General features: G+C 35.3%; 11 protein-coding genes and 1 pseudogene. All 12 read right to left on the bottom strand.

Features of this window, described 5'->3' with window-relative positions:
- Nucleotides 1-158: 158 nt before the first annotated feature.
- The gene (locus tag BUA82_RS02020) at nt 159-2,681 is read right to left on the bottom strand and encodes a PAS domain S-box protein (RefSeq protein ID WP_083599736.1); all 2,523 of its coding nucleotides are present in this window, start codon (nt 2,679-2,681) and stop codon (nt 159-161) included.
- A 199-nt stretch (nt 2,682-2,880) separates the two neighbouring features.
- Nucleotides 2,881-3,645, bottom strand: coding sequence for an ABC transporter ATP-binding protein (locus tag BUA82_RS02010; RefSeq protein WP_073004150.1), 765 nt, complete (start codon nt 3,643-3,645; stop codon nt 2,881-2,883).
- Nucleotides 3,646-3,657: 12 nt separating this feature from the next.
- Nucleotides 3,658-4,698, bottom strand: coding sequence for a FecCD family ABC transporter permease (locus BUA82_RS02005; protein WP_207650269.1), 1,041 nt, complete (start codon nt 4,696-4,698; stop codon nt 3,658-3,660).
- Nucleotides 4,673-5,683, bottom strand: coding sequence for an ABC transporter substrate-binding protein (locus tag BUA82_RS02000; RefSeq protein WP_073004147.1), 1,011 nt, complete (start codon nt 5,681-5,683; stop codon nt 4,673-4,675). Before BUA82_RS02000 ends, BUA82_RS02005 begins: the two co-directional genes overlap by 26 nt.
- Before the next feature lie 6 nt (nt 5,684-5,689).
- Nucleotides 5,690-6,229, bottom strand: a complete 540-nt coding sequence (locus BUA82_RS01995) for a nucleoside-triphosphatase (RefSeq protein WP_073004146.1) — start codon at nt 6,227-6,229, stop codon at nt 5,690-5,692.
- 172 nt (nt 6,230-6,401) lie between these two features.
- Entirely contained in the window at nt 6,402-6,731 is a 330-nt protein-coding gene (locus BUA82_RS01990; protein ID WP_073004145.1) for a winged helix-turn-helix domain-containing protein, read from the bottom strand.
- A 48-nt stretch (nt 6,732-6,779) separates the two neighbouring features.
- The gene (locus tag BUA82_RS01985; protein ID WP_073005095.1) at nt 6,780-7,589 is read right to left on the bottom strand and encodes an XdhC family protein; all 810 of its coding nucleotides are present in this window, start codon (nt 7,587-7,589) and stop codon (nt 6,780-6,782) included.
- Between the two features lie 4 nt (nt 7,590-7,593).
- A complete protein-coding gene (yqeB, locus tag BUA82_RS01980; RefSeq protein ID WP_073004144.1) occupies nt 7,594-8,406 on the bottom strand; it encodes a selenium-dependent molybdenum cofactor biosynthesis protein YqeB in 813 nt (270 codons plus the stop codon).
- Nucleotides 8,399-8,992 (bottom strand): molybdenum cofactor cytidylyltransferase, encoded by a 594-nt coding sequence (gene mocA / locus BUA82_RS01975; protein WP_073004143.1) that lies wholly within the window; start codon nt 8,990-8,992, stop codon nt 8,399-8,401. Before mocA ends, yqeB begins: the two co-directional genes overlap by 8 nt.
- An 18-nt stretch (nt 8,993-9,010) precedes the next feature.
- Nucleotides 9,011-9,685: pseudogene (gene yqeC / locus BUA82_RS01970) on the bottom strand (selenium cofactor biosynthesis protein YqeC); the annotation flags it as partial.
- Nucleotides 9,686-9,744: 59 nt separating this feature from the next.
- Entirely contained in the window at nt 9,745-12,312 is a 2,568-nt protein-coding gene (gene xdh / locus BUA82_RS01965; protein WP_073004142.1) for a selenium-dependent xanthine dehydrogenase, read from the bottom strand.
- Nucleotides 12,305-13,678, bottom strand: coding sequence for a dihydropyrimidinase (hydA, locus tag BUA82_RS01960; RefSeq protein WP_073004141.1), 1,374 nt, complete (start codon nt 13,676-13,678; stop codon nt 12,305-12,307). Before hydA ends, xdh begins: the two co-directional genes overlap by 8 nt.
- Nucleotides 13,679-13,697: the final 19 nt, after the last annotated feature.

Below are 13,697 nucleotides of genomic sequence, written 5' to 3'. Positions count from 1 at the left end.
TTACAGTCTTTATAAATATTTTACCTTGTAAAGTAAATAATTAAAATGGATATTGTCTTATCACTTTTGATAAAACAATATCCATTTTATATAACATTACAAATTCCATATAACACACTCTAGGAGCATACCTGTAATCTAACATGTAAGTTATCCTACTACCATTTTTCTTCCAAAACTTTTTCAACAAATACCTTTGTTATTTTAGGGTCAAAATAAGTTCCAGCATTTGTTTTTATTATCTCAATAGCAGTCCCCCTGCTTAACGCTTGTCTATATGGCCTATGGCTGGTCATAGCATCATAGGCATCAGCAACCGCAATAATTCTTGACTGCCAAGGTATATCTTCTCCTTTTAAGCCTTTTGGGTAGCCTTTTCCATCCCATCTTTCATGATGAGCTAGAACATATTCCGCTAGGGGTGCGTATTCATTTAATGAACTCAAGATCCTGTAGCCTATTTCCGGATGCCTCTTAACTTCCAACCATTCTGAATCACTAAGAGTACCCGATTTATCTAATATCTTATCATCAATTGCTATTTTCCCTATATCATGCATTAATCCCACTGTTCTAAGTTCATTGATATTAATAGTATTTAAATCTAGCGCTAAGGCTATTTGAGTGCACAATTCACTAACTCGTATAGAGTGTTTTTCTTCCCTTTCATTTTTTTCATATAAGGTTTTTATTATTACTTCTATAGTTTTATATCTCATGCTAGTACTTTCCGATAATTTTCGCCTATACATATAGTCTTCAGCTTTTTTAAATATTGAAGATAAATCTTCCTCAGTTTCTCTCTTGGTTTCCCAGCCATATGATACGGATACACTCATGGAGTTAATCTTTTCCTGGGTAATAACAGCATTTATTCTGTTCAAAAACCTTTCTGCCTCTTCAGAGCTGGTTTTAGGTAATAAAATTACAAACTCATCCCCACCAATTCTAGCAATAATATCCTCATTTCTACACTCTTTTCTTAAAATCTCCGCAACCCTTTGCAAAAGTTTATCTCCCAATAAATGGCCAAAGGCATCATTGGTTAACTTTAAACCATTTACATCAATCATTACAAGAGTTATAGGAAGGTTGCTTGTGGTATCTATTCTTCTTAGCTCATCCTCAAAAAATCTACGGTTATTTAGCCCAGTTAGTTGATCATGAAAACTCAAATACTGTATTTTCGCTTGTCTTTCTTTCTCTTCAGTAACATCTCTAAATACTAATACTACACCATTTATGTTGCTATTCTTATCCATAATGGGCGCTGCACTATCCTCGATATGACGTTGTGTTCTATCTTTGGATATTAGAATAGTATCATTAGCAAGTTCAATAATATTTCCGGTTTCTAACACATTAAATACCGGGTTCTCACATTTTTCTCTTGTGAACTCACTAATAGTATGGAATACTTCTTCCAAGGATCTTCCAAAGGCTTCCTCTTGAGCCCATCCAGTAAGTTGTTCTGCTACTTTGTTTAAGAAAAGCACGTTTCCATGGTTATCTGTAGAAATGACCCCATCACCGATAGACAACAAGGTGGTTTTTAGCCTTTCTTTTTCTTCAAAGATTATCTTCTCCATGTGCTTACGCTGAGTAATGTCCTCTACTATACCAATACCTCCCTCTATCTCCTTATCCAGTGATAGTATTGGAGCAAACATTACTTTCACAGATGTTACCTTATGACCCGTAATTGACTTGTAATCTCCCTCATACGATGTTTGCTGACTTTTAAGGACACCTTGTATAGCTTTTACTACCTTTTTATCTGATAACTTAAGTGTATCCAATCCAATAAGCTCATCACGAGAGGATCCAATAATTTTAACAAAGCTATCATTACAATCTGTAATAATCCCTTGGCTATCAAAATGGTAAATACCGAGAGGAGAGTGTTCAAAGATTAGGTGGTATTTTTCTAATTCCTGTGTTTTCTTAAATAATTCATACTCTAGTTTCTTTTGTTCACTAATATCACTTACACTCACAATATACTTTTTTTTATTACTAATTTGTGCATACTTAATATCCGCATTATACCAATTATTATCATTCCTTAATGGAGATTTATAAATAATAGATTCTTTTTTTCCTGAAGCTAATGCCTTCTGAAAAGAGGAAATGAATATCTCTGATAAATCTTTAGAAAACAGCTCCTTAATACTCTTGCCAATAATATCTTCTCTAGCTATAAATAAATAATTATCATCAGAAGAAATTATATTTATAAACCTATAATCTTTATCTATTTCAAATACTATATCGTTCAATGTAGTGAGAATAGTAGTCTTTTCTTCTAAGCTCCTCATTTCTTTGGTTATATCAATAAAAATTGTTACAAAATAATTTTTTTCAGGAGAATACACCTTAACTCTATACCAACGTTTTAATTCTTGCGAGTACTGTTCAAATTGTTTTTCCCTACCAGTAAGTGCGATTTCTCCATATACTTTTATCCAATTAAATTCTTTTATATTAGTATTAGGCAATATTTCAGATATTCTTTTACCAATAACCTGTGCTGCCTTTAAACCTGTGAACTTTTCAAAAGCAGCGTTAGTTTCAAGAAATACATAATCATAAGGAATATTGTTTTTATCACATATAATTCTGTGATATGCATATCCAGTTGGCAGCTTTTCTACTAACTGCTTATAAAAATTATCCTTCATATGTTGTATCCTCCATTTATTTATTCTTCTAGTGCATTCACATATTTTACAGTTTTATATAACGATATTTTTTATATTATATTCCTTATTTCGACAATTTTCTACCTATTCTTAACATTCTAATTTACATCATTAAAAAAGCATCTAAATAAAGATGCTTTTAAAACCTACATATCCTTAACCCTATGTCTCTATTATTTTATGAAGTAATAAACTTAATGCCTTTTTTTGTACTTAAAACTTCGAAGTTCATATCGTATATGGCCGCCAAGGTGTTTGGGCTCAAGACTTCTTGTATTTCTCCAAAATTTACAACTTTACCTTCTTTAAGCAAAATTCCTTCATGACAATATCTCATGGCCAGATTAGGGTCATGAAGGGAGATCACAACTCCTATGTTAAAACCCTCTGCTATACTTTTTATTTTTTTTAATACTTCATGTTGATTTTTAATATCTAAATTAGAAATAGGCTCATCCATTAAGATAAATTTTGTATTTTGCACAAGAGCTCTTGCAATTAGAACCAGCTGCCTTTCACCTCCGCTAATTTGTGAATAGCTCTTTTGCATTAAGTGACCTACGCCAAGATTTTCAAGAGCTTTCTCTGCTAATTCATACTCTTTGTAAGAAGGTTTATCAAATAAATTCAAATAAGGATTTCTCCCCATAACCACAAGTTCAATGACTTTTATGCCATAGATGGCTTCCTCATATTGTGGAACATAGGAAATTGCTTTAGACAACTCCTTAGGGAGAATTTCTTTAGTGCTTTTACCTTCAATGGTAATTATTCCATGATTATAGTTAATCAAACCTAAAATTAACTTTATTAAGGTAGTTTTCCCAGAACCATTTCTACCCAGCAATGCATAAATATTTCCTCTTTTAAATTGCAAATTAATATCTTTTAAAATATACTTGTCATTATAGCTAAAATATAGATTTTCTATGTTTATATCCATACAAACTCCTAATTATACCGTTTTCTTAAATATTAGTAGATAGCCTAAAATAGGAGCCCCTATAGCAGCGGTGAGTATTCCTACTGGGATTTCTGTAGTACTTATACACCTAGCTATATCATCAAATAAAACTAAAGTTGTGGCACCTATAATGCTGGTGATGAAGTAAATGTTTTTATTCTTATATCCCAGTATTATTCTGGTAATATGGGGTACTATCAGGGCGATCCATCCAATGGTGCCAGCTATGCTGACACAATAACAAACTACAAAAGAAACTAAGCATAGCATAACATTTCTAAATTTTGAAACATCCATCCCCAGGGTTTTTGCCATATCATCGTTAAGTAAAAGAATTTTTAATTTAAACCTTAGGCTATTTATAATAAAAATACTAGGAATTACAATGAGGCCACAACCAATGGAATTTACCCAATTTGCTCTGTGCAATCCACCCATTGTCCAAAAAACTATGGAAGGCAGCTGCTGATATGGGTCTGCTAAATACTTTACCATAGAAAGCAGGGCTGAAAAGAAAGCAGAAACAATAATTCCTGATAATACTAAATACAATATATTATCATCCTTTGAAGCCTTCTTTAATCCATAAGCCATGCTTACTGCAAGTATTCCAAAGACAAATGCACTTATTTGAATTAATCCTGGAAATTGCCAAGGTAATATGATCCCCAAAGCAGCACCAAAGCTTGCACCTGAAGTAACTCCTAGTATATCAGGGGAGGCAATAGGATTTTTAAATACCTGTTGAAAAACCAGTCCTGAAAGAGCTAATCCCGCTCCTACAAAAGATGCCAGTAAAACTCGAGGCAGCCTCACTTTACATATTATTAATATGCTTGGATCAGAAACTTCTCCCCCTAAAATCAGCATAGGTAAGTTTACAAGTACACTTTTATAATCAACTATGCTAAGTTTATATCTACCTAAAAATATGGACCAAATAAACACTAAAATAAAAATCATAAAAAATATAAGGCATTTATTATTTAGAGTCTTATGGAGCAATTTATTTTCTGGTATTATTTTCTCCAACCAAAGTTCCTCCTAACTCCTCAAAGGACTTGCCATAAAATTTCTTATAAAAATCATTGGCACCCTGTTGCATATCCAAATCCTTAAAATCTTCTGGGTATAAAGTTTTGCTCATCCACAATATAGCTAATATGCTGCTAGGCTGAGGCATGTCCCAAGGAGTAATATTCGAAGGTACTTGATAAACTTTCTTATCTTTTATAGCCCTTATGCTTTGAAGCTCTTTCTTTTCCATAATCTGAGCTGGACTTCCGTCTTTACAATACATAACTGAAGTTATCACCTCAGGGTTCCATGCAATTAACTGCTCCACAGAAACATCATTCCATCCACCTTTTAATTTGGCAGAAACATTAATGCCCCCAGCAGCTTCTATCATTTCATGCTGATAAAAATCTCCCGAAGTAGTGGAAAGAATACCATTAGCACCAGCTAAATACACGGTTTTTTTATCCCTTACCCCCTGAAGTTTTTTTGCCACATATTCAGTTTTTTCTTTATAGTAATCCACTAACTTTTTTGCATTTTCACTTTCCCCTATAGCTTCCCCTACTTTAATAATGTCATCCTTCAGCAAAGATATGCTCTCAGGGTTAATGCTGATAACCTTTATTTTATGTTCTGCTAATTTTTTCACTGTGTCATCGGATTCTTTAGTGGGATATAAAATAACCACATCTGGTTTTAAAGCCACTATTTGTTCGATATTTACGCCATTTTTTTTGGAACCAACCTCTGCTAATTTGCTTGCCCAACTTTCATCAAGCTTTACCATCACAGGATCTTTTTTACCTCCATCACTCACTCCCACTAATTTATCCTTACCCCCTAATGCAAGTACAATATCCGTAGCTGGTTTATAGGTAGTAACAACCTTAATATTAGAATTTTCCTGTTTATTTTCACTTTTTACTGCTGCAGCGCACCCAGTAAAGAAAAACATTAACGCTACAAACAGAATTAAACCTTTTTTAAATATCTTCATAATAAATCACTCCCAATATTTATTAATCTCATCCACTATGCTATCTCTATTTTCTAAAGTCACAACGATAACCTTTACATCCGCTCTAGTGGCAATGGAATCTAGAAAAGGGTTCCTCTTTTCCTTTAGTACCCCTAATATCCTATGATCACTGTAAAGAGCTTTGTGCACCTGCTCCTTAAACTTTATAGTGTCCTTCTCAAAAAAACCAAGTTCGTCCATCAATATAATGGAATTAGGTATTTCTAAAGAATGACGTAATATTTCCACTCCCCTTTTTTCAAATACCTCAGGAATGCCATAGCAGCATTGCCCTTTACCAAAATCGCCATTAATACCCACCACATTTTCTAATATAGTGGTATTGTCGCCAGGTATTTGACTTTCTATATAATATCCTTTCAATGCTCCACTTTCATAAAAAGGTTTCGTTTTGAATCCAGTTATAATACCGGATTCATGGAGATATCCTTCAAGAAATTTAGATATAGCAGTAGATTTTCCCACATTAATTTTTCCTGTTAAAAAAATATTTTTACAGACCAAGTCCACTCTCCTTTCTAAAGGTAATTAATTGCCTATAAGCACAACTGTGGAACTTAGTGAAAATTTTTCTCACCATCAAGGGGTTATACTTTTAAATGAATAACGCTTAATACAATAATACCTTTTATTGGAAATTTTATCAATAGGAGGGATTATTTTTTATGTCCATTGCTTATTTAAACTTTTTATTAAATAGCTCTGTAACAAATTGGGATACTTCTGCCTCAAACTTTGCATACTTTTCCATAAACTCTTTGATTTCAGAGGTAAGTATGGAACCTCCTCCATGCTTTCCTCCAATTTGTTTTTCCAGCACCTTTATCCCCAAACCCTTTTCTAAATTTAATATCATATTCCAAGCTTTTGTATAGGAAAGATTCATTGACTCTGCTGCTTTTCTAATGGATCCTAGCTCATCAATCTTTAAAAGCAGCATTTTAGGTCCCTTACCAAATACTTTTATATCTTCTTCTTTTAAGTAAATTCTCCAACATACATCCATTTCACTACTCCTAAGCATAAAAAATTCAAACCCTATTCATAGGATATTTTAAAAACTCACTTTTTTTATATCCCTTAAACTCTCTAATGTGCCTTTATTCTTAACCAATAATACTTCACTCATAATACCCAAAGCAATTTCATTGGGCTGCTCCGAAGCTATATTTATTCCTATGGGGGCATATACCTTTTTAAGAAGCTCCCTATCTATGCCATCACTTAAGAGACCTTTCATAACAAATTCTGTTTTTTTTCTGCTTCCAATCATGCCAATATATGCAGCTTCACTTTGCACCACAGCCTTGAGAGCCTCTGCATCACATTTATGACCTCTAGTTACTATCACTATATAGGTATTATTATCTATAGGGTACTTTGAAAGCATCTCCCCCATATTTCCCACCAATATTTCCTCTGCTTCTGGAAATCTTCTATCATTGGCAAAATCCTCACGGTCATCAAATACTACAGTATAAAAATCTAATAGTTTAGCTTGTTTAAAAAGCTCCACTCCCACATGACCTGCACCTATAATAAGCAATTTTGTACTAGGCTTAAATACTTTAACGTATAAAGTAGCTTTTCCTCCGCACTGCATATGCAAATCACCTTCATCATTTAACTGAAATTGTAGTTCCTTATCTTCCCCTTCTTTAATACACTGTATAGCTTTTTCTATAACAGCATATTCTATATTACCTCCCCCTACACTTCCTTCAATGCTTCCATCTTCCCATACCGCCATGAGGGAGCCTTTTTTCCTCGGAGTGGATCCTAGCATATTAGTAATGGTTACCAAAGCCACCTTCTTCCCTTTTCCTAAGCTTTCACAGATGGATTTTAAAATCTTCTCTTCCATATCATTAACCTTCCTTTTTTTCAATGTCACTAAGGTAAAGCACCGCTTCTAATACCCCTCCGGCTATACTTCTAGCTTTATCTGAAATTGTAAAGCAGTTTTCTTTTTCTGACACCCTAGGATCAATATCTGCAAGCTTAAATCCTTTGGTTACAGAGCTTCCACTGCGTAAAATCCCTCTTAACAATCCTGTTATGGTTGCTTTTATAGGTTCCTCTCCTACATAGGCAATAACTTCATCTTTCTTCACCACATCACCGATATTTAATATATTCTTCATTACTCCTGCACAGGGTGAATATATAACTCTTTCTTTAGAAATCCCCATTATGCTTCCTGGTGTACCAGTATTTTTCATTGCTTGTCCACTAAATATCAACCTGCCAAGATTATGCCCTCTGCTAGTTTCTATGACAACGTCTACATCTTTTGCTGCTGTAAATCCTGGTCCAAGAGCTATGGTTATCTCAGCCATATCCCTGGTTGTCCCTAGATTTTTCTTAGCAATAATAGCATCCACTACAATTCTAGGTGCTATTTTTTTAATGTATTCACCTTCTTCATCAATAATCACCGGAACTTTTTTATTACTCCATGCCTTTTCTATTTCACTTAAAGAGCATACATGTACAGCAGTAATTCCTTCTATCTCCATTTGTTTTTCATATATGGCTTCGCTAAAGGAAACACTCCGTCTAATAGAAGTAGGCTTTGGTACCTCTAAAACTAATACCCTAAAGCCACTTCTATGTAACTTTTGTATCGTACCAGAGGCTAAGTCTCCTCCACCGCGTATAATGACAATATCATTAAACATATTCACTCTTCTCCTCTAGTTGTAGGATATACTCATAACTTTCATTAGTATCCACATCAAATAACCTCATATCATCCTGCACTTCTACATATTTAACTCTATCTAAATTTTTGTTTATTACTATTTTCCCTCCCACATCTCCCTCTAAATTCAAAAAGTCTTCTTTAAAGATCCAGGGAAATATTACAGGACTTCCTCTTTTACCTTTAAACCTGGGGATTATTATGCAATCTGAATCTTCTTTAAAGGTATAAGCTAATTTTTTTACTGTATCCATATCTAGAAAAGGCTGATCCCCTGTAAAAAACATATATCCTTCTGTTTCACCTGACTCACTAACCCCAAGTTTAATAGATTCACTTATTCCTTTAAAAGCATTTTCATTTTTAATAACCTTTATAGAATTTCTATTACCTATATTTATTATTTCTTCTTCTCTTGCTACAAGAATAGCTTCTAAAAAACTACACTGTAAAATAGTATCAATAGTATGCTCAACTAATGATTTGCCTCTATATTTTAGAAGAAGCTTATTTCTCCCCATTCTCCTAGAATAGCCTGATGCTAATATTATGGCACTTATCATTATCACATCACCTGCTTATTAAATGTAAATGTTTGTTTTTATACTTCCTAGTATTAACCTATTTAAAAAAACATTGTCCATGAAAGTTACTTGTCTAGCTAAAAGCTTAGCTAATATCACTTCCTTAGGTTCTTCTGCTTTATTAATGAACAATATCTTTTCCCCTTGTGCTCCCTTAAAAAGCCCTTCAGGATGGAGAATTACCTTACATAGGTGCTTAATCTCCACAGTTTCTCCCTGTTGTGCACCAGCTATTTCGCAGAATATATCACTTCTAAGAACCTTATCCTCACAAATGGGTATCCCCCAGGACTGTATGTCTATAATTCCTACAGTCTTTGTGGTTTTACTGTATATAACTGGCTCAAATTCATTCCATCCTTTCAGTGCTTTTGCCTTTGCTCCGTCTGCTTCTATTAGCATATAGTCAAAATGAGGCTCTAAAGATGCTAAATGTTTTTCACTTAATCCCAATATCTTATTTTCCTCATTCACACCTAAGCCTAAAATATACACTCCCTTTTCCTTCATGGAAATATATGTTGAGAACATGCTTTCATCAGTACAAATGAAGTCATATTTCTCCTTTAAGGGAGTATATATCTTGGTTGAGGTGGTTACTAATACTTTATAACTATCTCTAAGCTCTTCAGCTAGCTTAAACATCATGGAGGTTTTCCCCCCTGCACCTACAAAAGAAACAACATCTTTTTTCTTTAACCCTAGATAGCTTTTAAGCTTCGTAAAATCACCTACTTATTTGATTTTTTCTTGCTGTAAGGAGTATCCACTAAAGGAAGCTTGTTTCTAAATATACCGTCATAGTTATAATATGCTCCAGTGACAGCAGGAGCAGTAGGTATAGAACATATCTCTCCTATTCCCTTTGCACCATAAGCTAGTTCTTCATTGCCTTTCCCTAGGATAAAACATTCTATTTCAGGTATTTCTGTAGCTTTAAAAAGCCCTAAGGTTCCAAACTTTACCTTGGGCACACCAGAATTTAGAGGAAAATCCTCTGTAAGAGCATAGCCAAGGCTCATAACTACTCCCCCTTCAATTTGCCCTTGAATATTTTTAGGATTCACAGCAGTCCCCACATCATGAGCAGCTATAACCCTTTGAAGCCTTCCCTCTTCATTTAAAATAACCACTTGAGTAGCATATCCATAGGCTACATGGCTTACAGGATTTTCTTTAGGTGAATTCATCTTATCGGTTATGCCTTGGAACTCTCCATAAAACTCCTTTCCTTCCAAGGTTTCTAGACTTTCATGCTGCAAAGCCTCCAACAGCTTTAAGGATGCTCTTTTGGCTGCTTCTCCGGTAAATAAGGTTTGACGGGAAGCGGTGGTATTCCCTGAATCCGGGCAATTTTCTGTGTCTGGTGCTGCATATATCACCTTACCGGATTCTATATTTAGAGTTTCACAAACTATTTGAGTTAATATAGTTCCAAGTCCTTGTCCAATACAAGCTGCACTGCTATGAATATATATTTTACCATTATTTACCATCAACTTGCATCTTCCAATGTCAGGTAGTCCAACCCCTATTCCACTATTTTTCATGGCACAAGCTATACCAGCTTTAGGATTTTCTTCACATATTTCTTTTACTGCCTCCAAAGTTTCTACAAGAGAGGTGGAGTCATCGGCAATTTGACCATTGGGTAATATCTGCCCTGGCCTAATGGCATTTCTATATCTAATTTCCCAGAGGTTTATGCCCACCATTTTTGCCAATTGATTTATATTACATTCTGTGGCAAAGCAGCTTTGGGTTACCCCAAAACCTCTAAAGGCCCCTGCTGGAGGGTTATTGGTATATACCGCTTTTCCTAGAATATTAATATTATTATAGTGATAGGGTCCTGCTGCATGGGTACAGGCTCTTTGAAGCACCGGACCTCCTAAGGACGCATAAGCTCCTGTATCTGCTATTATGCTAGCTTTCATACCGGTTAAATATCCATTTTCATCACAGGCAGTGGTGATCTCTATTTCCATGGCATGGCGTTTAGGATGTAACCTAATGCTTTCACTACGGCTTAAGGCAAACTTCACAGGTTTGTTACAGGTAAAAGCTAATATGGCTGCATGATGTTGTACAGTCATATCCTCTTTTCCTCCAAAGCCTCCCCCTACCATTTTGCTTATTACTCTTACCTTACTTTGGGGTAATCCTAAGGCTTCTGCGCATTCCTTTTGAGTTTGATATATACCTTGATCTGCACAGTATATAATTATTCCACCCTTACCATCAGGCATAGCCACTGCCGTTTCTGTTTCTAAAAAAGCATGTTCTGTAAAAGGAGTACTGTACTTATTGGTTACTACATATTTCGAGTTTTTTATAGCCTCCTCAGCATTACCAAAGGATAGATATTGCTCTGTGAGCACATTGGTATTTCCATGAATATAAGGTGCATTATCTTTTAGTGCCTCATCAGGGCATGTTAAAGGAGGTAGTTCTTCAAAATTTATTTTTATTAAATCCTTAGCCTTCTCCAGTAATTCTTTAGACTCCGCTGCTATTAAAACTATGGCATCTCCTATGCAGTGGGTTATCTCCCCTTTTCCAATTAACACATCCCAATCCTTTATGATATGTCCTACCTTCTTGCTTCCTGGCAGCTCTTCTGCTGTAATAACTGCATAAACCCCTGGTAGCTCCTTTGCATCTCTTATATCTATATCTTTTATTAATGCCCTGGGATATTTACTCCTCACTGCCCCTCCATAAATCATCTCCTCTATACGTATGTCATCTACATACTCTGCCCTTCCTATCACCTTATCTACCGCATCTATTCTATTAAAATTTTCCCCCACTAAGGCTTCACCCGCTTCTTTAGCTATGGGTAGACCTTCTCTTAAAAGCTTACTGGCTAATTTCACCCCTTCAATTATCTTTACATATCCAGTGCATCTACAGATATTGTTTTTTAAGGCATTTTTTATTTCTTCTTCTGTAGGATTTTCTATTTTATCCAGTAGTCCCTTGGCGCTTATCACCATACCCGGTGTGCAAAAACCGCACTGTACAGCTCCTGCTTCCATAAAAGCATGAGCATATACCTGTTTTTCTCTCTCCGAAAGCCCCTCTACAGTGATGATATTTTTATTTTCTAATTTGCCAGTCTTAAGCACACAAGCTTTTTTTGCCACCCCATCCACTAGAACCATACAAGTTCCGCAAGCACCTTCGCTGCAGCCATTTTTAACGGACGTTAAATTCAAATCTTCTCTTAAAAAAGTAATGAGCTTTTTATCCTCTCTACATTGAACTTTTTCCCCATTTACCACAAAATTAAACATGATGGCCCCCTCTTTTCACAAACTTACCACAATTATTCTTAATAAGCTCTCCATCCTTTACCACATGGATTCCTCTTAGAAATACTTCCTTAGCTTTTCCTAAGGTTTCAAAGCCTTCAAAAGGGGTATAATCTACATTCTGTCTTTGATTTTCCTTAGATATTATCCCATTAGCCTTTGGATCCCATATAACTATATCTGCATCGCTGCCTACCTCAAGGGCTCCTTTCTTAGGATACATGGAAAAGAGCTTCGCCACATTTTCGCTAAGCAATGCACACATTTGCTCACTAGTTATCCTTCCCCCCATTACTCCATAAGTGTACATAAGCACCGGTCTATGCTCAATGCCAGGAATGCCATTGGGTATCTTGCTAAAATCCTTTAAGCCTAGCTCCTTTTGCCCCTTAAAATTAAAGCTGCAATGGTCTGTGCCAATAATATCTATCTGTCCAAGGGATATAGCCCTCCATAAGCTTTCCCTATCATCATTTTTTCTTAAAGGAGGTGACAAAACATACTTAGCCCCTTCAAAGCCTTCTAAATCATATAAGCTATCTTCTAAAAGGAGATATTGAGGACAGGTTTCTAAATATACTCTTTGCCCTCTCTCTCTAGCTCTTAACGCTTCTTCTAAGCCTTCTTTTGTGCTTAAATGCACTATATAAATAGGTGCTTCTGCCAATTTTGCTATATCTATAAATCTAGATACAGCTTCTGCTTCTACTATATTTGGCCGTGATAATGGGTGGGCTTTAGGGGAAGTATTACCCTGGGTTAGCTGTTCTCTTATCATGGTATTTACAAGGTCACCATTTTCACAATGAACTCCAAGAATGCCATTATATTTTTTCAAAGCTTTTAAAATATCATAGATTTCCCCATCATTAATCCTAAGGCTGTCATAAGCCATATAAGCTTTATAGGATGTAATACCTTCCTCCTTCATGGTTTCAAGCTCTTTTTTAACCTGTTCATTCCACTCTGTTATAGCCATATGAAATCCATAATCACAGCTGGAGATTCCCTTAGCTAGCTTATGCCAATTATTTAATCCCTCACTAAGGCTCTCCCCTCGGTTTTGGGTGGCAAAATCCAAAATTGTGGTGGTACCGCCTACAATAGCTGCAGCGGTACCTGTTTGAAAATTATCTGTGGTTCTGGTAAACCCTGTATCTAAATCCAGATGAGTATGGGAATCAATAAACCCTGGAAATACTAAAGAGCCACCAGCATCTATAATTTGGGCATTGGAGCTTTCTAAATTTTCACCTATACAAGCAATTATTTCCCCTTCAATCTTTATATCTGAAATGTAGCTTCCTCTAGGAGTTACAAGGGTTCCTCCTTTTATAATTATTGACATATACCCCACCTCATTAATT

The sequence above is a fragment of the Clostridium amylolyticum genome (assembly GCF_900142075.1).
Classification (GTDB): domain Bacteria; phylum Bacillota; class Clostridia; order Clostridiales; family Clostridiaceae; genus Clostridium_AA; species Clostridium_AA amylolyticum.
Note: the sequence above shows the minus strand (reverse complement) of the source record. Positions and strands in the feature narration are given on the sequence as shown.

Coding starts and splice junctions, on each gene's coding strand:
- BUA82_RS02020 (WP_083599736.1), bottom strand. CDS start 2,681: ATGAAGGATAATTTTTATAAGCAGTTAGTAGAAAAGCTGCCAACTGGA.
- BUA82_RS02010 (WP_073004150.1), bottom strand. CDS start 3,645: ATGGATATAAACATAGAAAATCTATATTTTAGCTATAATGACAAGTAT.
- BUA82_RS02000 (WP_073004147.1), bottom strand. CDS start 5,683: ATGAAGATATTTAAAAAAGGTTTAATTCTGTTTGTAGCGTTAATGTTT.
- BUA82_RS01990 (WP_073004145.1), bottom strand. CDS start 6,731: ATGGATGTATGTTGGAGAATTTACTTAAAAGAAGAAGATATAAAAGTA.
- BUA82_RS01985 (WP_073005095.1), bottom strand. CDS start 7,589: ATGGAAGAGAAGATTTTAAAATCCATCTGTGAAAGCTTAGGAAAAGGG.
- yqeB (WP_073004144.1), bottom strand. CDS start 8,406: ATGTTTAATGATATTGTCATTATACGCGGTGGAGGAGACTTAGCCTCT.
- mocA (WP_073004143.1), bottom strand. CDS start 8,992: ATGATAAGTGCCATAATATTAGCATCAGGCTATTCTAGGAGAATGGGG.
- xdh (WP_073004142.1), bottom strand. CDS start 12,312: ATGTTTAATTTTGTGGTAAATGGGGAAAAAGTTCAATGTAGAGAGGAT.
- hydA (WP_073004141.1), bottom strand. CDS start 13,678: ATGTCAATAATTATAAAAGGAGGAACCCTTGTAACTCCTAGAGGAAGC.